18 protein-coding genes are annotated in these 17404 nt (G+C 69.4%); 7 read left to right on the forward strand and 11 right to left on the reverse strand.

What is annotated here, in order from left to right:
- Positions 1-20 precede the first annotated feature (20 nt).
- The 6 genes from ACSQ4M_RS04590 to ACSQ4M_RS04615 form a co-directional block, all read right to left on the reverse strand.
- Positions 21-1574, reverse strand: coding sequence for an ATP-binding protein (locus tag ACSQ4M_RS04590; protein ID WP_436188423.1), 1554 nt, complete (start codon positions 1572-1574; stop codon positions 21-23).
- A 90-nt stretch (positions 1575-1664) separates the two neighbouring features.
- Positions 1665-2609: a 2-hydroxyacid dehydrogenase gene (locus ACSQ4M_RS04595; protein WP_436188424.1), complete on the reverse strand. Its 945-nt coding sequence runs from the start codon at positions 2607-2609 to the stop codon at positions 1665-1667.
- A 2-nt stretch (positions 2610-2611) separates the two neighbouring features.
- Positions 2612-3085, reverse strand: a complete 474-nt coding sequence (locus ACSQ4M_RS04600; protein WP_436188425.1) for a type II 3-dehydroquinate dehydratase — start codon at positions 3083-3085, stop codon at positions 2612-2614.
- 8 nt (positions 3086-3093) lie between these two features.
- Entirely contained in the window at positions 3094-3708 is a 615-nt protein-coding gene (locus ACSQ4M_RS04605) for a glutathione S-transferase (protein WP_436188426.1), read from the reverse strand.
- A 2-nt stretch (positions 3709-3710) separates the two neighbouring features.
- Positions 3711-4688: an NAD(P)H-quinone oxidoreductase gene (locus ACSQ4M_RS04610; protein WP_436193964.1), complete on the reverse strand. Its 978-nt coding sequence runs from the start codon at positions 4686-4688 to the stop codon at positions 3711-3713.
- A gap of 215 nt (positions 4689-4903) precedes the next feature.
- A complete protein-coding gene (locus ACSQ4M_RS04615) occupies positions 4904-6034 on the reverse strand; it encodes an ABC transporter ATP-binding protein (protein ID WP_436188427.1) in 1131 nt (376 codons plus the stop codon).
- A 268-nt stretch (positions 6035-6302) separates the two neighbouring features.
- Between ACSQ4M_RS04615 and ACSQ4M_RS04620 the strand changes: the two genes are divergently transcribed.
- Together ACSQ4M_RS04620 and ACSQ4M_RS04625 are read left to right on the forward strand one after the other, a co-directional pair.
- On the forward strand, positions 6303-7562 hold the full coding sequence (locus tag ACSQ4M_RS04620; RefSeq protein WP_436188428.1) for a flavin-containing monooxygenase: 1260 nt from the start codon (positions 6303-6305) through the stop codon (positions 7560-7562).
- An 81-nt stretch (positions 7563-7643) separates the two neighbouring features.
- A complete protein-coding gene (locus ACSQ4M_RS04625; protein WP_436188429.1) occupies positions 7644-8786 on the forward strand; it encodes an alpha-hydroxy acid oxidase in 1143 nt (380 codons plus the stop codon).
- On the opposite strand, the gene argE is transcribed toward ACSQ4M_RS04625, so the two are convergent.
- The 4 genes from argE to ACSQ4M_RS04645 all read right to left on the reverse strand — a co-directional run bounded on the left by argE (position 8787) and on the right by ACSQ4M_RS04645 (position 12086).
- Entirely contained in the window at positions 8787-9959 is a 1173-nt protein-coding gene (gene argE / locus ACSQ4M_RS04630; protein WP_436188430.1) for an acetylornithine deacetylase, read from the reverse strand. It abuts the gene before it with no gap.
- Positions 9956-10930 carry a LysR substrate-binding domain-containing protein gene (locus tag ACSQ4M_RS04635; RefSeq protein ID WP_436188431.1) on the reverse strand — a complete coding sequence of 325 codons (975 nt, stop codon included), beginning with the start codon at positions 10928-10930 and terminating at the stop codon, positions 9956-9958. Before ACSQ4M_RS04635 ends, argE begins: the two co-directional genes overlap by 4 nt.
- A 65-nt stretch (positions 10931-10995) precedes the next feature.
- Positions 10996-11667: a DUF1028 domain-containing protein gene (locus ACSQ4M_RS04640; RefSeq protein WP_436188432.1), complete on the reverse strand. Its 672-nt coding sequence runs from the start codon at positions 11665-11667 to the stop codon at positions 10996-10998.
- A gap of 5 nt (positions 11668-11672) precedes the next feature.
- Complete coding sequence (locus ACSQ4M_RS04645; RefSeq protein ID WP_436188433.1) at positions 11673-12086, reverse strand: RidA family protein; 414 nt, start codon at positions 12084-12086, stop codon at positions 11673-11675.
- Between the two features lie 283 nt (positions 12087-12369).
- Between ACSQ4M_RS04645 and ACSQ4M_RS04650 the strand changes: the two genes are divergently transcribed.
- Genes ACSQ4M_RS04650 through ACSQ4M_RS04670 form a run of 5 tightly spaced genes read left to right on the forward strand, consistent with a single transcriptional unit; the run spans position 12370 to position 16746 of the window.
- The gene (locus ACSQ4M_RS04650; protein ID WP_436188434.1) at positions 12370-13398 is read left to right on the forward strand and encodes an ABC transporter substrate-binding protein; all 1029 of its coding nucleotides are present in this window, start codon (positions 12370-12372) and stop codon (positions 13396-13398) included.
- Between the two features lie 43 nt (positions 13399-13441).
- Complete coding sequence (locus tag ACSQ4M_RS04655) at positions 13442-14290, forward strand: ABC transporter permease (protein ID WP_436188435.1); 849 nt, start codon at positions 13442-13444, stop codon at positions 14288-14290.
- A gap of 4 nt (positions 14291-14294) precedes the next feature.
- Positions 14295-15113, forward strand: coding sequence for an ABC transporter permease (locus ACSQ4M_RS04660; RefSeq protein WP_436188436.1), 819 nt, complete (start codon positions 14295-14297; stop codon positions 15111-15113).
- Positions 15114-15137: 24 nt separating this feature from the next.
- Positions 15138-15923 (forward strand): maleate cis-trans isomerase family protein, encoded by a 786-nt coding sequence (locus ACSQ4M_RS04665; RefSeq protein WP_436188437.1) that lies wholly within the window; start codon positions 15138-15140, stop codon positions 15921-15923.
- A 37-nt stretch (positions 15924-15960) separates the two neighbouring features.
- On the forward strand, positions 15961-16746 hold the full coding sequence (locus ACSQ4M_RS04670; protein WP_436188438.1) for a transporter substrate-binding domain-containing protein: 786 nt from the start codon (positions 15961-15963) through the stop codon (positions 16744-16746).
- 239 nt (positions 16747-16985) lie between these two features.
- Here ACSQ4M_RS04670 and ACSQ4M_RS04675 read toward each other — a convergent pair whose 3' ends face one another.
- Positions 16986-17402, reverse strand: coding sequence for a hypothetical protein (locus ACSQ4M_RS04675; protein WP_436188439.1), 417 nt, complete (start codon positions 17400-17402; stop codon positions 16986-16988).
- Positions 17403-17404 lie beyond the last annotated feature (2 nt).

Here is a 17404-nt window from a genome sequence, read left to right on the forward strand (position 1 = left end):
GCCGGGCGCTGGCGCCGCCGTCAGCGCGGTGCCACGGCCCGGGCGATGGCCTGCGCCAGCGCTGCCTGGTCGAAGGGCTTGGCCAGTCGCACGGCCGAGAACGGCAGGCTGGGCGGCAACTCCGCGTAGCCGGTGGCCAGCACCACGGGCAGCTGCGGCCGCGCCTGCAGGGCGGCGGCGATCAGCTGCGCGCCGGTCATGCGCGGCATCACGTGGTCGGTCACCAGCAGGTCGATCGCCGGGTTCTCGTCCAGCAGGCGCAAGGCCTCGTCGCCCGAGCCGGCCTGCAGCACCGTGTGGCCCAGCTCCTCCAGCAGGGCCGCGGTGTTGGTCAGCACCAGCGCATCGTCGTCCACGGCCAGCACGCGCAGCGGGCGGGTGCTGGCCAGCGCGGTGCCATCGCGGGCGGGCCCGTCCGCCGGTTCGTCGCCCGCGGCAGCCGGCAGCCACAGCGTGGCCGTGGTGCCCTCGCCCGGCCGGCTTTGCAGCGTGAAGCGCCCGCCCGACTGGGCAGCCAGGCCGTGCACCATGGCCAGCCCCAGGCCCGTGCCCTTGCCCGCGCCCTTGGTCGTGAAAAAGGGCTCGGTCGCCCGTGCCAGCGTGGCCGCGTCCATGCCGCTGCCGCTGTCGACCACCACCAGGCGCACATAGCGCCCGGGCGCCAGATGGCCTTCCACGGCCACCGTTTCTTCTTGCGCCTGCAGCAGCAGGCGGCCGCCGTCCGGCATGGCGTCGCGCGCGTTCACTGCCAGGTTCAGCAGCGCCAGCTCGAGCTGGTTGGCGTCCACGCGCACCGGGCACAGCGCCGGCGGAAACTCGGTCTGCAACTGCACCATGCTGCCCAGGCTGCGCGCCAGCAGGTCGGCCATGCCGCCGACCAACGCCGGCAGGTGCACCACGGTGGGCTTGAGGTCCTGGCGGCGCGCGAAGGCCAGCATGCGCTGCGTCAGCGCCGCGCCGCGCCGAGCGCCGCTGAGCGCGTTGTCCAGCAGCTGCACGAGCTTGGGGTCGTCGGGCAGGCGGCGCTTGGCCAGGCTCAGGCTGGACATCACCACCATGAGCAGGTTGTTGAAGTCGTGCGCCACGCCGCCCGTGAGCTGGCCGATGGCGTCGAGCTTCTGCGACTGGAACAAGGCCTCGCGCGCCTGCTCCAGCGCCTGCTGGGCGGCACGGCGCTCGGTCAGGTCGCGTGTGACCTTGGCGTAGCCGATGATGGAACCGTCCTCGCCGCGGATCGGATCGATGACCACCAGAGCCCAGAAGCAACTGCCGTCGCGGCGCACGCGCCAGCCTTCGGCTTCGAAGCGGCCCTGCGTGGCGGCCGTCATGAGGGCCCGCGCCGGCAGGCCGGCGGCGCGATCGGCCTCGGTGTAGAAGTTGGAGAAGCTGCGTCCCAGGATCTGCGCCGGTGTGTAGCCCTTCAGGCGTTGCGCACCGGCGTTCCAGCTGACCACCCGGCCCTCGGGATCGAGCATGTAGATCGCGTAGTCGGTGACGGCCTCGACGAGCAACCGGTAGCGCATCTCCTCGCCAAGCTGGGCCAACTGCAATGGTGGGGGCGCTGGAGAAGTCATCGGGCGGAACGTCCCGCGCGACTATAGCCACACCCATGCGGGAACCGCCGCCAGGCGCAGCCGAATGCGGCGTTGTCCGACAGACCGGTGTCAGTACCCGCGCGATCGGTCGATGCGGTTGTCCGGCGGCTCGCCGGCCGCGACGCGCAGGATGTTGGCCGCGATCTGCCGTGCCGACGAGGACGGGATGGCGACCGAGGCCAGGTGCGGCGTGATCAGCACATGGGGCATGCCCCACAACGGATCGGTAGCCGGCAGGGGTTCGCGTTCGAAGACGTCCAGCGTCGCGCTGCCGATGTGGCCGCTCTGCAGCAGTGCCGTCAGCGCGGCCTGGTCGACCAGCGCGCCCCGGGCGACGTTCACGAACGCGGCGCCGGGCCGCAGGCGCTCCAGCCGCGCGCGGTCGAAGAGGTTCTGCGTCTGCGGCGTGAGCGGCAGCATCAGGACCACGATGTCGGCCTGGCCGAGCACCGCATCCAGCGTTTCCATGCCCGAAAAGCAGGCCACGCCCTCGATCTGGCGCGGGCTGCGCGACCAGCCCAGCGTCCTGAAACCCTGGCGCTGCAGTTCGTGGGCGGCCGTGGCGCCGAGCTGGCCCAGGCCCAGCACCGCGGCCGTGGTCTCGTCGGGCGCGCGCGGGTGGCGATAAGTCCATGCGCCGCGCCGCTGCGCCTGCTCGAAGTACGGGATGTCGCGCGCATGCCGCAGTACGGCGAACAGCACGTAGCCGGCCATCATGCGCGACATCTGCGGATCGGTGATCCGGGTGATGGGAACGTCGGGGGGCAGGTCCTTGCGCGCGACCAGCGCATCGACGCCCGCCCCCAGGTTGACGATGAGCCGCAGGTTCGGCATCTGCCGGAAGAAGCCCTCGGGAGGCTTCCAGGCCATCGCGTAGTGCACATCCTGCAGTCGCTCGACGGCGCTGGAATGCACCACCTCCAGGTCCGGGAGCTGCGCCTGCAGCGCATGCTTCCAGGTGTCGAAGTCGTCGAAATCGCTGTAGAAGACCAGGGTGCCCAGGCTTGTCCCCATCCTCAGCCGCCCTGCCGGCTCTTGCGCACCAGGCGCGCCACGGCCTCGATGGCGAACTCGTAGCCGTCGCCGCCCAGGCCTGCGATCACGCCGTCGGCCGCCTTGGAGATGAAGGAATGGTGGCGGAAGGGCTCGCGCTTCCAGATGTTGCTCATGTGGGCCTCGATGATCTTGCCAGGGAAGGCCAGCAGCGCATCGAGGATGGCGATGGAGGTGTAGGTCAGGCCCGCTGCGTTGATGACGATGCCGTCGGCCACGCCGCGTGCCTCCTGCAGCCAGTCGATCAACTGGCCTTCGTGGTTGGACTGCAGGAAGCGCAGCTGCACGCCGAGTGCAGCGGCCTTCTGCTCGCAGCGCGACTGCAGCTGCGGGAAGCTGTCGCTGCCGTAGGTCTTGTTGGCGTCCAGGCCGTAGAGGTTGGCGTTGGGGCCATTCAGGAACCAGACCGTGAGGGGGAGCGTGGCGGTGTCGGGCATGGGTGCTCTCAAGCGTCGTGGGGAAGGGTGGCCTGCATGGCGGGCAGCTGCGCGAGGCCGGCGTACCAGCGCGCCGCGGCGGGGTGGCTGCTGCGCCAGTCCAGTTCGGGGAAGCGGAAGTCCAGGTAGCCCAGGCCGCAGCCGATGGCGATCTCGCCAATCGTCGGGGCTGCCATGGCCAGTTCCGGCGCGGCAGCGTCGATGGCCTGCAGGCAGGCCGCGACCTTGGTCAGCAGCGCCTCGCGCCAGACCGGCCACTGCACCTCGGCAGGCCGCGCCGTCAGCTCGTAGCGCGCCAGCAGCGCGGCATCGAGCAGGCCGTCGCCCAGGGCCTGGCGCGTCAGCGCCGTCCAGCGCGCGGGGCCGGCGGCCGGGAAGATGCCGGCGCCGCCCAGGCTGTCGATGTACTCGCAGATCACGCGGCTGTCGTAGAGCGACTGGCCGTCGTCCAGGATCAGCGTGGGCACCTTGGCCAGCGGGTTGTGCGCTGCGATGCGGCCATCGCGGCGCACCGGGTGGGCGGCACTGTCCAGCCACTGGATGCGGCCGGCCTGGCCGCTCAGGTGGGCGCAAACCATGACCTTGCGCACGAAGGGCGAGGTGGGCGCATAGAGCAACTGCATGGTCAAGGTACCAGGACGAGTTTTCCGAACACCTGGCCGCTTTCCAGCAGCCTGTGGGCCTGCGCGGCCTGCGCCAGCGGCAGGCTGGCGTGCAGGCGCGGCGCGATGCGCCCGCTGCCGATCAGCGGCAGCACATGGCGCGCCAGCGCCTGCGCCATGCGGGCCTTTTCGGCGTGCGTCTGCGGGCGCATGGTGGACGCGTGCAGGCTCAGCTGGCGCTGCATCAGCGTGAGCAGCTCCACCGTGACGGCCGAGCCCTGCATGAAGGACAGGCTCACATGCCGGCCGCCGAAGGCCATGGCCTGCAGGTTGCGGCGCACGTAGTCGCCGCCCACGATGTCCAGCACCACGTCCACGCCGCGGCCCCCGGTGAAGTCCAGGCAGGCCTGGACGAAGTCCGTGGTGGGCCAGCAGACCGCCAGGTCGGCGCCCAGCGCCCGCAACGCGTCGAAGCGGGCCGCGTCGCTGGCGGTCGCGATGACGGTGCAGCCGGCCGCGTGCGCCATCTGCACCGCCAGCGTGCCGATGCCGCCGGCCGCGCCATGGATGAGCACGGTCTCGCCCATGGCCAGGCGGCCCAGCTCGAACAGGTTGTGCCAGACCGTGAACAGCCCCTCGGGCAGGGCCGCGGCCTCGGCGTCGGACAGCCGGGCCGGCACCGCGAACGCGTGCGCGGCCGGGGCCACGCACCAGGGCGCGTAGCCGCCGCCCGGCACCAGCGCCATGCGCCGCTGGCCCAACAGCGCGCTGTCGACCCCCGGGCCACAGGCGACGACCTCGCCGCAGACCTCCAGGCCCAGCACGTCGGTGGCGCCGGGCGCGGGCCTGGCGATGCCCTGGCGCTGCATGATGTCGGGCCGGTTGATGCCGGCGGCCAGCACGCGCAGCAGCAGCTCGCCGTCGCCGGGAACGGGCACCGGGCGTTCGGCCAGCGCCAGCACGCCGGCATCACCGGGTTCGCGGGCGACGATGGCCTGCATGGTGGATGGCAGCACGTCGGCCATGGCGTTCACAGGTGTACCTTCGCGTTGCGCGCTGCGGTGCTGAGCACCTTGGGGCGGCCCGGCGGTGCTCACTGGAGTACCTTCGGCTTCGCCTGCGGAGCGAGCGCCTTCGGGCGGCCGGGCGGCGCTCATTGGAGTACCTTCGCGCTGCGCGCTGCGGTGCTGAGCACCTTGGGGCGGCCCGGCGGTGCTCATGCCCGCGGACTGAAGACGCTCACGCCTTCGTGGGCCAGTGCCAGGCCGGCCACCGAACCCACCGGCCACTGCTGCATGGCCGCCAGGCCCGGGCTGCGCACGGTGATGATCTGGCGCGCGGTCATCGGCAGGTCCACATCGACGAAGGTGTTGATGTGGTCGCCCTGGAACACGTGGTGGACCACGGTGCCGCTCAGCACCGAGGCGGGGTGCAGGTTCTCCATGCGCAGGTGCTCGGGCCGCACGTAGACGTCCAGCCGCTCGCCCTCGTGCGAGGCGTCCACCAGCCGGTCCTGCGACAGGCGGATCAGGCCCGAGCCCAGGCGCAGTTGCACATCGCCCGCGCTCTGGCCGTGGTAGTGCGCCGGCAGGATGTTCACGTCGCCCAGGAAGGACGCGACGAAGGGGTCCTGCGGGTTCTGGTAGAGCTCGGCCGGTGGCGCGATCTGGCGGATCACGCCGCCCGACATCACCGCGATGCGGTCGGACATGGCCAGCGCCTCACCCTGGTCGTGCGTGACGAACACCGTGGTCAGGCCCAGGCGGCGCTGGATCTCGCGGATCTCCACCTGCATGGAGCCGCGCAGGCTCTTGTCCAGGGCCGAGAAGGGCTCGTCGAGCAGCAGCACCTTGGGCTGGATCACGAGCGCGCGGGCCAGTGCCACGCGCTGCTGCTGGCCGCCCGAGAGTTCACGCGGCTTGCGGTGGCCCAGGCCGTCGAGCTTGACCATGGCCATGGCGTCGTGCACGCGCCGGGCCGCCTCGTCCTGGGGCACGCCCTGCATGCGCAGGCCGTAGCCGATGTTGCGCTCCACCGTCATGTGCGGGAACAGCGCGTAGTTCTGGAACACCAGGCCGATCCGGCGCTTGTGCGGCGGCTCGCTGGTCACGGGCCGGCCGTCGATGAAGACCTCGCCGCGGTCGGCCTCGGCGAAGCCGGCGATCAGGTTCAGCAGCGTGGTCTTGCCACAGCCGGACGGGCCCAGCAGGGTCAGGAACTCGCCGCGCCGGATCTTCAGCGAGACCTCGTGCAGCACGGTCTGGTCGCGGTACTTCTTGACCACGCCTTCGAGGCTGACGGCCGTGTCGGCCGCGGCCGGGCCGGGCTCGGATGGGACTGGATGCATGCCGGGGACGATAAGCCAATCGGCCGCCTGCGGGTCTTTGCAGAAATTGAGGCCGCCCCTCGGAAAAAACGAAACAGCGGCCTTCTCCCCAGGCCGCGGTGCGCCCCCGGATGCAGGCGGCGCCGCTTCGCTTTTTCCTAAGCCTTGCGTCTGAAAAACGTGGTTCTCAAACGCGGCCTGCTTCATCAGACTCGGCCCCCATCGGTGCCTGGCAGCGCCGGCTTGCCCGGCCGAAACCACCAGCGTCGATGCTTCTGAGGAATACCAAATGTCAGTGGAGTCAGTGGAGAAAATCAACACCCTGGTGGTCGGCGCAGGCCAGGCCGGCATCGCGATGAGCGAGCACCTGGCCGCCATGGGCGTGCCGCACCTGGTGCTGGAGCGCCAGCGCATCGCGGAGCGCTGGCGCTCGGAGCGCTGGGATTCGCTGGTGGCCAACGGCCCGGCCTGGCACGACCGTTTTCCGGGCCTGAAGTTCGAGGGCGTGTCGCCCGAGGCCTTTCCGCCCAAGGAGCGCATGGCCCAGTACTTCGAGGACTACGCGGCCATGCTCAAGGCACCCGTGCGCACCGGCGTGGAGGTGTTGCAGGTCGAGCGCCACAGCGGCCGCCCGGGCTTCAAGGTGACGACGTCCGAGGGCGTGATCGAGGCCATGAACGTGGTGGCCGCCACCGGCCCGTTCCAGGTGCCGTCCTATCCCGCCATCGTGCCGGCCGACGCGCCCGTCGCGCAGCTGCATTCCTCGGCCTACAAGAACCCCGGCCAGCTGGCCGACGGCGCGGTGCTGGTCGTGGGCGCCGGCGCCTCGGGCTCGCAGATCGCCGAGGAGCTGCGCCAGGCCGGCCGCAAGGTCTACCTGTCGGTGGGCGAGCACTACCGCCCGCCGCGCTCCTACCGCGGCCGCGACTACTGCTGGTGGCTGGGCGCGCTGGGTCTGTGGGACGAGGTGCGCACCAAGCCCAAGAAGAAGCACGTCGCCTTCGCCGTGAGCGGCTACGAGGGCGGCCGGACGGTGGACTTCCGGCGCCTGGCGCATGCCGGCATCGACCTGGTGGGCCTGACCCAGTCGTACGAGAACGGCGTGATGCGTTTCGCAGAAGGCCTGGCGAAAAACGTGGCCGAGGGCGACCAGGCCTACTTCGACGTGCTGCGCGACGCCGACGCCTACATCGCCGAGAACGGCCTGCCGCTGCCGCCCGAGCCCGAAGCCTGGGAGCTGCTGGCCGACCCGCCCTGCCTGACCGAGCCCATCCTGAGCCTGGACCTGCAGCAGGCCGGCATCACCACGGTGCTGTGGGCCACGGGCTTCCAGTTCGACTTCAGCTGGCTCAAGGTCAATGCCTTCCACGAGAACGGCGAGCCGTACCACAAGCGCGGCATCTCGGCGGAAAGCGGCATCTACTTCCTGGGGCTGCCGAACCTCGTGAACCGCGCCTCGTCGTTCATCTACGGCGTCTGGCACGACGCCAAGTACATCGCCGACCACATTCTTCTGCAGCAGGGCTATCTGTCCTACGAGAAGCGCTGATCGCGCCGCAGGCATGCGGCAGGGGCTGCCGGATCGCGACGATCCGGCGGCCCTTTTGATTGTTTCCAGGAGAGCGAGCCCATGCCCGAGATCACCTGCATCGAGGACCTGCGCGTCCTGGCCAGGAAGCGCGTGCCGCGCATGTTCTACGACTACGTGGACACCGGTTCGTGGACCGAATACACCTACCGCAAGAACGAGGCAGACCTGCGCAGCATCGAGTTCCGCCAGCGCGTGGCCGTCGACATCACCGAGCGGAGCACCGCCAGCACCATGGTGGGCCAGCCGGTGCGCATGCCGGTGGCCATTGCACCGACCGGGCTCACGGGCATGCAGCATGCCGACGGCGAGATCCTGGCCGCGCGCGCGGCACAGCGCTTCGGCATCCCGTTCACGCTGTCGACCATGAGCATCTGCCCGATCGAGGCCGTGGCCGAGGCCACGGGGCGCCACCCGTTCTGGTTCCAGCTCTACGTGCTGCGCGACCGCAGCTTCGTCGAAGGCCTGATCGACCGGGCGCGCGCCGCCGGCTGCTCGGCCCTCGTCGTGACCATGGACCTGCAGGTCTTCGGCCAACGCCACAAGGACAAGAAGAACGGCCTGTCCACGCCACCCAGGCCGACGCTGCGCAACCTCGTCGACCTGGCCGGCAAGCCACGCTGGTGCTGGAACATGCTGGGCACGCGGCACCGCCACTTCGGCAACATCGTCGGCCACGCCAAGGGCGTGGAGAACATCGGCTCGCTGGTGGAGTGGACGCGCGAGCAGTTCGATCCGCGGCTGTCGTGGCAGGACGTGGAATGGATCAAGCAGCGCTGGGGCGGCAAGCTCATCGTCAAGGGCATCCAGGAGCCCGAGGACGCGCGGCTGGCCGTGGCCGCCGGTGCCGACGCCATCGTGGTCTCCAACCACGGCGGACGCCAGCTCGACGGGGCGGCCTCGTCCATCGCCATGCTGCCGCACATCGTCGAGGCGGTCGGCGCACAGGTGGAGGTGCACATGGACGGCGGCATCCGCTCGGGCCAGGACGTGCTCAAGGCCATTGCGCTCGGCGCACGCGGCACCTACATCGGCCGCGCCATGCTGTACGGGCTGGGCGCGCTGGGCGAGGCCGGCGTCGCCAAGGCGCTGGAGATCCTCCACACCGAACTCGATCTGTCGATGGCCTTCTGCGGCCGCACCGACATCCGCGCCGTGGACCGCAGCATTCTGCGGCTCGGTTGATCAGAGGCAGAGGTGATCGACGAGGCCGGCCAGCATGCGGTCGCAGGCCTGCAGCTGCGACAGCTCGACATACTCGTCGGCCTTGTGCGCCACCGTGATGCTGCCGGGGCCGCAGACCAGCACGGTCGTCTGCTGCCAGCTCTGCTGGAACAGGCCGCCCTCGCTGCCGTAGTCGACCCGGGTGGTGGGCGTGCCGGCGGGCAGCAGCGCGCGCAGCAGGCCGACGGCCGGCGCGTCCTCCGGCGTGGCCAGGCTGGGGTAGCTGTTGCGCAGCGTGACCTCGGGCAGCGGCGCGTCGGCGTGCTGGGCCTCGCGCTGCACGCGCGCGGCCAGGTTCTGCAGGATGCGCTCGAGGATCTGCGCGGGCTGGTCCTGCGCCACGTTGCGGATCTCGAAGCTGAGCTCGCATTCGCTGGGCACGATGTTCAGCGCACGGCCGCCCTGGATGGTGCCCACGTGCACGGTGGAGTACGGCACGCCGTAGCCCTCCTCGCGCGGGCCGGTCGCGGCCAGTTCGCGCTGGACCTCGCGCGCCGAGGCCACGATGTCGCTGGCCATGTGGATGGCGTTGACGAACTGCGGCGCCAGGCCCGAATGGCCGGCCTGGCCGCAGCAGACCGCGCGGTAGGCGGCCTTGCCCTTGTGGCCGGTGCCGATGCGCATCAGCGTGGGCTCGCCGACGATGCACAGCGTGGGCGCGGGCAGATGGCCTTCGAGCCGGCGCAGCAGGTGGCGCACGCCGACGCAGCCGATCTCCTCGTCGAAGGACAGGGCCAGCTGCAGCGGGCGTTGCAGAGGCCGGCCGGCCGCCGCCACCATCGCCATGACCGCGCAGGCGACGAAGCCCTTCATGTCGGCCGTGCCGCGCCCGTAGATGCGGCCGTCCCGGTGCGTGGCCTCGAAGGGCGGCGAGGTCCAGGGCTGGCCTTCCACGGGCACCACGTCGGTGTGGCCGGACAGCAGCACGCCCGGCACGCCCTCGGGGCCGACCGAGGCGAACAGGTTGGTGCGGCGCGGGTCCTCGGGATCCGGCGCGCGCGTGGAGGCGATGCCGGCCGTGGCCAGGATGTCCTGCACCGTGGCGATGAGCCCGTCGTTGGGCTGCAGCGAGACCGAGGGAAAGGCGATCAAGGTCTCCAGCAGGGCGACGCTGGCAGAGGCGGCAGAGGTCATGGCAGTTGCGCCGCTGGCGCTACCAGATGGGGGTCGAAGAAGCTGGCCGCGCTCATGCCCGGGATGTACTGGTCGGAGATGTAGGCGCGGCAGCGGTCCATGAAGGCCTGGGTCAGCCGGGACTGTTTCACGGGCTTGTAGGTCGCCAGCCCCAGCAGCATGGGCCGGTGCTTGCCGGCCAGGCGCAGGCGCACCAGGCGCTTGCCGTCCAGCGACAGGTTGGACTTGGGCCGCACGTTGAACAGCGCATAGCCGATGCCGTTGGCCGCCATGGAGCGCACCACCTCTTCCGAGCGCGAGCGCGCCACGATGTTGGGCGTCACGCCGGCGCTGGCGAACAGCGAGGTGAAGTAGTCCCGGCTCATGGGCAGGTCCAGCAGCACGAAGGGCTGCGGCGCGAGTTCCTCGAAGGTGACGGCCTTCTGCTGCGCCAGCGGATGCAACTCGCTCACGAGCACGTAGGGCGGCAGCGTGGCCAGGCTCTCGAAGGCGATGTCGTCGTCCAGCCGCAGGTCGTAGGTCAGGGCCAGGTCGATCTCGAGCGCGCGCAGCTTGTGCATGAGGACTTCCTGGTCGCCCTCGACCATCTGCATCTCGACCTTCTCGAACGCGCGCGCGAAGCCGAAGATCACCTCCGGCGCGATCATGGCCGTCAGCGACTGGAAGCTGCCCACGCGCAGCGCGCCCTGCATCACGTCGCCGGCGTCCGACGCGATCTCGTACAGGCGCGAGGAGCGTTCGAGCACGTCCTGGCACTGGTTCAGCACCAGGGTGCCGATGGCCGTCAGCCCCAGCCCCTTGGAGGGATGGCGCACGAACAGCTGCACGCTGAGTTCGCTCTCGATGTGGGCGATGGCTGCGGAGATGGAGGGCGAGGAGATGTGGATCTGCGCGGAGGCCGCGGCGATGCTGCCGTGCTTGGCCGTCGCGACGAAGTACTCCATCTGGCGCAGGGAAACGCGGTTGAGCATGTCGGTACAGAAAGGCGCGTCGGGACGCCGCGGGATGGCAACGGGCCAGTGTAGCGACGCGCTTCTCAGAGGTCTCCCGGCACGCCGAAGCTGGGTGCTGCGCGCGGGTCCAGCGCACGTGTGATGTAGGCCTGCATCTGCGGTTCGTAGAGCTTCCAGGTGGCGTACAGCGCCTGCACCGGGTCGGCTTCGACCCAGTCCAGCCGCAGGTCGACGACGGGCCAGCTCTGCGCGCCGTAGACCAGCAGGCCGGCCGAATGCACGGGCCCTTCCTCGCCACCGGCCGCCTGGCCGGCCAGCATGGCCTGCATCAGGCGCTCGGCCAGCGCGCCACTGGACTGCTCGAAGGCCGCCAGCATGGCCGCGGGCACGCCCCGGTCGCGCAGCATGTTGCCGGCGCAGGCGGCGTGCGTGCCGACCGCACTGGCCAGCGTGCCCAGCGCGTTGGCGCCGGTGAACACCACCGGCGGGTTGTGCGCATCGATGGCCATGAGTTGGCGGTAGTCGATGAAGGGGCGCTGCTGCAGCTCGGCCACGGCCTGTTCGGGTGTCTTGCCGGTGGCCATGAGGTCGAGCAGCAGCGGGCCGAGGTCGGGGTCGGTGATGTTCTGGCTGGCGGCCGCGCCCACGCCCTTGCGGCCGCGCACGCAGCGGGCCGCCACGGCGGGCGAGGACGAGGCCACGGCAGCACCGAACTGGCCGGTGGCGGGGCAGCGCGCGACGATGGAGAAGGTCATGGCGCTCAATCAGGAATGACGGCGGTGGCGTCGATCTCCACCAGCCACTCGGGCCTGGCCAGGGCCGAGACCACGATGCCGGTGGACACCGGGAACACGCCCTTGAGCCAGCGGCCGACCACGAGGTAGACGGCTTCGCGGTAGCGCGGGTCGATGAGGTAGATGGTGATCTTGCAGATGTCCTGCAGCTCGCCGCCGGCCTCCTTGAGCAGCATGGCGATGTTGGCCATGGCCTGCTCGGCCTGCCCGGCCACATCGCCGATGCACACGCTCTCGGAGGTGTCCAGGTTCTGGCCGATCTGCCCGCGCAGGAACACGGTGGCGCCCCGCGCGACGACGGCCTGGCAGAGGTCGTTGTCCAGCTTCTGCTCGGGGTAGGTGAGCTTGGTGTTGAACGGGCGGATGCGGGTGTGCTTCATGGTCGGCTGCAGGGCTGGTGACGGAAGACGCCGATGACGTCGGGAACGACATGGTCATCGCTGCCTGCCCACGGCGCCATTTGTTTTTTCCGGCCGCCCGTTTAGGAATTTCCGAGCGGTGCGCGCGCCTCCCCCTCGGAAAATTTGAGGCACCTCTACGTAAAAGGCGACTTGGCCGCACGCGCCGGCATTCCCATGATCCGGTCCGTGATGCGGGGACCGTTGCGGTCCCCAGGCATTCCAGTACCGGCAGATGTTCAACTTTTTCGATTGAGGTCAATCCATGATTCGCAAGCTTCTGACTCTGTGTGCGCTCTCGGCCACGCTGGGTGGCACCACCGCCTGGGCACAGGACAACGCGCTCGTGGTGAGCACCTGGGGCGGCAGCTTCCGCGACCTCATCGACGAGAACATCGGCAAGGAATTCACCCGCCAGACCGGCGTGCCCGTGAAGTACGTGACGGGCGGCACCATCGACCGCCTGAACAAGGCCAAGCTGGCCTCCAAGCCCGAGAGCGACATCACCTTCACGACCTCGCACGTCGGCTGGCTCTACGTGAGCAGCAATCTGTTCGAGCAGATCGACACGGCCAAGATCCCGAACTACGCCCACCTGGTGGAGCGCGCCAAGATCAGCCCGTTCCACATCGGCAGCTGGGCCTACGTCTACTCCATCGGCTACCGCCCGGACCTGGTGCCCGCGAGCATCAAGCTGGAGAGCTGGAACGACCTGTGGAACCCGGCGCTCAAGGGCAAGCTCAGCGCGCCCGACTTCGACCCCAGCCACATCATCGCGGTGTCGGCCATGCTGTCGGGCGGCGATGCCGCGAGCTGGGAGAAGGGCCAGGACAAGCTCAAGGCGCTCAAGCCCAACTTCAAGGCCTTCTACACCAACGATGCCAACGCGCAGCAGCTGATCGCCACGGGCGAGACGCCGGTGGAGGTGATCCTGTCGATGAACGCGTACCACATGGCCAGCCAGGGCGTGCCGATCAAGGTCGTGATGCCCAAGGAAGGCGCCGTGCTGGGCGTGGACACCATGGCCATCATGAAGGGTACGACCAAGGCCGACCTGGCCTACAAGTTCCTGAACATCGCGCTGTCGGCCGACGTGCAGTCGAAGATCGTCGCGTCGAAGAAGGCCAGCCCGGTCGTCAGCAACGCCAAGGTGTCGGCCGAGGACGCCAAGCTGCCCGGCGTGTTCACGACCAAGGAACAGTGGGACACGCAGACCATCGTGATCGACAACAAGCTGCGCGCAGAGAAGACCGCGGAGTGGCGCAAGTGGTTCACCGAAAACATCATGAACTGATCTCCCCACGAGATCGAGCAACTGGGTTTCGAGAAGGGTGGGCATGCGTTCCGATCTACGCGCCTGGCTGGTGTCCCCGGCCGTCATCGTTGCGGTGTGCATCGCCGTGTCCCTGCTGGCCGTGCTGCAGTTCAGCTTCCGGGCCTTCGTGCCGGGTTCGCTGGACGTGGGCGGCTTCACGCTGGAGAACTTCAGCGGGCTGACCAAGTCGATCTACCTCAGCGCGTTCGCCAACACCTTGCTGCTGAGCGTGGAGACGACTGTGTTCTCGCTGCTGGTGGCCTACCCGCTGGCCTATGCGCTGGTGCGCGTGCGCCACCGCGCGCTCAAGTCCTTCATCCTGGTGGTGTCCATCACGCCGCTGTTCCTGGGCGAGATCGTGCGCACCTACTCGTGGATCGCGGTGCTGGGCAGCAACGGCTTCATCAACGGCGTGCTGCGCCAGCTCGGCGTGATCGAGTGGCCGCTCGAACTCATGTTCACGCACCTGGGCGTGCTGGTGGCGCTGGTGCACGTGACCATTCCGGTGGTGGTGCTGATGCTGGCCACGGCCATCTCGCACATCGACCGCGACTACGAGAAGGCCGCGCAAAGCCTGGGCGCAGGCCCTGTCAAGACCTTCCTGACGGTCACGCTGCCGCTGTCCATGCCCGGCATCCTGGCCAGCATCACCACCGCCTTCGCCTGGACCTTCAGCGCCTTCGCCACGCCGCAGATGATCGGCGGCGGCCGCGTGCCCACCGTGTCCACCCTGGTCTACCAGCTCGGCTTCTCGTCCATGAACTTCCCGCTGGCCGCGAGCCTGAGCGTGGTGGGCCTGCTGCTGACCGCCGCCGCGCTGCTGGCGCTGGCGCAGCTGACCAAGCGGCTGAAGACCATCGGAGGGCACTGACGCCATGAAGATCCAAAGCGCCCTGCCCTTGCCGCTGCGCATCGCCGGCCCCGTGCTGATCGCCATGCTGCTGGCCTTCGTGCTGCTGCCGGTGTTGGTGGTCACCATCGCCGCCTTCAACGAGAAGGCCATCCTCACGTTCCCGCCCGAGTCGTACTCGCTCAAATGGTTCACGCGGGTGTTCAGCTACCCGGACTTCCAGCACGGCTTCCAGGCCAGCCTGGTCATCACCGGCTGGTCGTCGTTCCTGGCACTGGTGATCGGCACGGGCCTGTCGATCGCCGTGAAGCGGCTGGAGTTCAAGGGCAAGGAGACGCTGCTGGCCATCCTGCATTCACCGCTGGTGGTGCCGCACTTCACGCTGGGGCTGGGGCTGTTGATCCTGGTGTCGCAGGCCTCGGTGCAGCGCGGCTACGGCATCGCCATCCTGTGCCATGTGATGCTGGTGCTGCCCTTCGTGATGCGCAGCGTCTACGTGTCGATGGAGAACCTGGACGAACGTCTGGAGCAGGCCGCGGCCAGCCTGGGCGCCTCGCCGCGCAAGGTGCTGCTGACCGTGACGGTGCCGCTGCTGGCGCCCGGGCTGTTCGGCGGCTGGCTGTTCGCGGCCATCATGTCGTTCAGTGAGTTCACGGCCTCGCTGTTCGTGACCACGCAGGACACGCAGACGCTGCCGGTGGCCATGTACAACTACGTGCGCGAGTTCGCCGACCCGACGCTGGCGGCGCTGTCGGTGGTCTACATCGCGGTGACGGCCAGCGTGCTGGCCTTCGCCAACTACTTCCTGGGACTCGGGAAGATCCTCAACATCGAGGAGCACTGAGCTGCCTTCGGCCTGTCGAAACCTATGCACCACCACACTCCTGTCCAACCGGTCTTCCGCTACGACGGCTCAGGCCACCTCTGCAAGCTCGGCCTGATCTACATCGCCTCCAGCATCGTGATGGATGCCGAGTGGTCGGCGATGGCAGCGCCGGGTGTCTCCGTGCACACCACACGGATCAAGCTGCCCAAGGTCACGGTGGAGGGCATCGAGGAGATGATGAACTCCCCGGAACTGGCCCAGTCGGCCCGGTTGGTCGGCTCCGCACCGATCGACCTGATGTGCTTCGGGGGAACGAGCGCATCGTTCCTGCATGGCACGGCCTACGACCACGCCCTCATCGCGAAGATGCAGCAGTGGGTGCCCGGCGTGCGCGTCAACACCGCGTCCACCGCGACGCTGGCGGCCTTGAAGGAGGTGCGGGCGGGCAAGGTGGCACTGGCTTCGCCCTATGTGGATGCCGTCCATGCCAAGGCCATCCGCTTCCTGGAAGAGAACGGCCACCAGGTCGTCCAGCATGCCAACCTGCGCATCGACGAGGACCGCGCGCTGGCGGAGGTACCGCTCGAGAAGGTCTACGACCTGGTGCGCGCGGTGGACCATCCCGAGGCCAGCGCCATCTTCATCAGCTGCACCAACTTTCGCTCGGTCGGGGCGATCGAGGCGCTCGAACAGGCCTTGGGCAAGCCGGTGATCTCGGCGGTGCAGGCCTCGTTCTGGCACTGCCTGGAGACGCTGCAGGTCGCCGGCGCGCGTCCAGGCTATGGCCAGCTGTTCGCCAAGCGGCTGGCCGACTGCTCCGCCCTCTGAACACCCCCCGTTTTCCCCACTGCACCGGAGTTCCGCCATGCCCCTTCTTCGCCGCACCATCGTCTGCGCCGCATGCGTTCTGACCAGCATGGGCGCGCTCGCCCAGAACGCGCTGGATGACATCGTCAAGGCCGGCGTGATCCGCGCCGCGGTGCCGACCGACTATCCGCCCTACGGCTTCGTCGGCGTCGACATGAAGCCCCAGGGCCTGGACGTGGACATGGCCAACTACATCGCCGCCAAGCTGGGCGTGCGCGCCGAGCTGGTGCCGGTGACCAGCACCAACCGCGTGCCCTACCTGCAGACCCGCAAGGTCGACATCGTGGTCTCCACGCTGGCGCGCAATGCGGAGCGCGAAAAGGTCGTGGACTTCACGAGCGCCGCGTACTCGCCCTTCGTCAGCGGCATCTACGCGCCCAAGTCCGTCACGATCAAGAGCTTTGCCGACCTCGACGGCAAGTCGGTGGCCGTGACGCGCGGCACGATCGAGGACCAGGAGCTGACCAAGGTCGCGCCCCGGGGCACCACGCTGATGCGTTTCGAGGACCATGCAGCGACCATCGCCGCGCTGGGCTCCGGCCAGGTTCCGGCGGTCGGCAGCAGCCAGCCGGCGGTGTCCAGGCTCATGCAGACGCAGCCGCAGCTCGGGCTCGAATACAAGCTCCTGCTGAGCCAGAGCCCGAACTTCATCGGGATCCCGAAGGGCGAGGACAAGCTGCGCACCAGGATCAACGACATCGTGACCGAGGCCCGCAAGTCCGGCGAAGCGGACCGCCTCTCCAGCAAGTGGCTCGGCCGCCCGACCGGCGACATTCCGCTCTGAAAGGCCGGTGGCCGCTCAGAACGTGTGAATGAACCGATCGCGCCCACGACGGGGTGCGGCGGGCCGCAGGCGTAGGCGCAGGCCGCAGCCCGGGCTTGTGCCCGGGCAAGGACTGCAACGCCCGCATGTGGCCCGGCGCACCCCGGCCCGAAGGGCGAGGCCCTGGGCGCGGCAAGCATGAGGGAAATGGATGCTCATCGGGGGCCTCGCGTGGGTGTGAGCGGTTCGTTCACACGTTCTCAGTCCACGGCCAGCGTGAGCCAGCGCCCTGTACCGGACTGCGCCAGCTGCCAGGCCGCCAGCGCAATGGCTGCGGGCTGCAGCGCCTCCTCGCCCCACAGCCCCAGGTAGGCGCGGCCCGCGGGCACGAACGCACGCAGCGATTCGGCCTGCGCGCGCCCGCCCTCGGTGATGCACAGCACCGGGCCGGGCACACGGGCGATCCAGCATTCCAGCGGGCTGTCCACGCGCGCGCGCAGGCCGCGCCGCCAGTGGGTCTCGCAGGCCACGCTGGCCTCCAGCTGCGCCGCGCCTTCGTCCAGGTCGCGCAGCGCCACGGCAAGCCCGTGTTCGCGCTCGAAGGCCGCGGCAGCCGACTGCGCGGCGGCCAGCACGCCACGCGCGCAGATCCATTGCATGGCGGGCGGGCGCCGCATGG

Origin of the sequence: Pseudorhodoferax sp. LjRoot39, from assembly GCF_964253035.1 — a bacterium.
Lineage (GTDB): Bacteria > Pseudomonadota > Gammaproteobacteria > Burkholderiales > Burkholderiaceae_C > Pseudorhodoferax.